The 1524-nt window shown below is 61.9% G+C and carries 2 protein-coding genes; both read right to left on the bottom strand.

The features are described from left to right. Nucleotides 1-76: 76 nt before the first annotated feature. Nucleotides 77-595, bottom strand: coding sequence for a hypothetical protein (locus tag BG61_RS38395; protein ID WP_035938294.1), 519 nt, complete (start codon nt 593-595; stop codon nt 77-79). 88 nt (nt 596-683) lie between these two features. Further along, on the bottom strand, nt 684-1524 hold an 841-nt coding region (locus tag BG61_RS38390), incomplete at its 5' end, for a citrate/2-methylcitrate synthase (RefSeq protein ID WP_035943626.1).

Raw genomic sequence — 1524 nt, 5'->3', positions numbered from 1 at the left:
TACGCGGTCCGGATCGGGGCGGACGTTCGAGATCGGTGCGGACATCGAGGGTTCCTGATTTAAGTGCTGACTGGACTTACTTTGCGTCCTTGATCAGCGCGTTCGACTGCGTCGGGGCCGGGCCGCCTGCTGCCATTTCTGCGGTCACGCATTCGTCGGCGAGGCGCGATTCGTCCTTGTCCGAAAACAGCATCGCCTTCGTCGGGATCACGACGAGGTCCATGCCCGATGCAGCGTCGTGAAAACGGTCGGCGCCGGTCGTCGTGTCCTGACGCGGCAGGCGGTAGTCCTTCTTCGCCCAGTTCACGGTGACGACGGCGTCGCGCTTCATGTCGCCCTTCAGGTAGAACGCCAGGCCTTCCTTGCACGACCACTTGGTTGCGCCTTCGGGAATCGGATCGGTCTTCGCGGCTGCCGCGGCGAGCGCTTCCGGCTTGCGCTTGATGAGACGCTTCGGTGCCGGGCGTACCGCCTTGGCCGCGGGCTTGGCCGCCGGCTTGGCGTCGGTGGTTGTCGCGGCAAGGGCGTCGGTCGTGATGATCATGCTCGAGGTTGCCAGGGCGCCGACGACTGCAGCGATCAGAAGTTTATTCATCGATGAAACCTTTCAAAATTCGTGTAAATGTAAGGGCGGACGGGGCGCGGTTGGACCCCTTTTTTGCGGGACCCGAACGCGCAGCCTTCTATTTTCGCTTATTTATCGGCGTGAACTTCAAATTCTCCGGACCCGTGTAATTCGCGCTCGGGCGGATGATCTTGTTGTCGATGCGCTGCTCGATGATGTGCGCGCTCCAGCCGGAGGTGCGCGAGATCACGAAAAGCGGCGTGAACATCGCCGTGGGCACACCCATCATGTGATACGACACCGCGCTGAACCAGTCGAGGTTCGGGAACATCTTCTTCGCTTCCCACATCACGGTTTCGAGGCGCTCGGCAATGTCGAACATTTTCGTGTTCGATGCTTCGTGCGACAGCTTCTTCGCCACTTCCTTGATCACCTTGTTGCGCGGATCGGAGATCGTGTACACCGGGTGTCCGAAGCCGATCACCACTTCCTTGTTCTCCACGCGCCGCTTGATGTCGGCTTGCGCTTCGTCGGCCGACTGATAGCGCGACTGGATCTCGAACGCGGCTTCGTTCGCGCCGCCGTGCTTCGGGCCGCGCAGCGCGCCGATCGCGCCGGTGATCGCCGAATAGATGTCCGAGCCCGTGCCCGCGATCACGCGGCCGGTGAAGGTCGATGCGTTGAACTCATGCTCGGCATAGAGATTGAGCGACGTGTGCATCGCTTCGACCCACGCCTTCGACGGCTCCACGCCATGCAGCAGATGCAGGAAGTGCCCGCCGATCGAATCGTCGTCGGTTTCGACTTCGATGCGGCGGCCGTTGTGCGAATAATGATACCAATAGAGCAGCATCGAGCCGAGCGAGGCCATCAGGCGGTCGGCGATATCCTTCGCGCCCGCGACGTTGTGGTCCTCTTTCTCGGGCAGCACGGTGCCGAGCACGGAGACGCCGGTGCGC

Origin of the sequence: Caballeronia glathei, from assembly GCF_000698595.1 — a bacterium.
Taxonomy (GTDB): Bacteria; Pseudomonadota; Gammaproteobacteria; order Burkholderiales; family Burkholderiaceae; genus Caballeronia; species Caballeronia glathei.
This window is presented reverse-complemented; position numbering and strand designations above follow the sequence as displayed.

Excerpts from the sequence above, each read along its gene's own strand:
- BG61_RS38395 (WP_035938294.1), bottom strand. The coding sequence starts at position 595 with ATGAATAAACTTCTGATCGCTGCAGTCGTCGGCGCCCTGGCAACCTCG.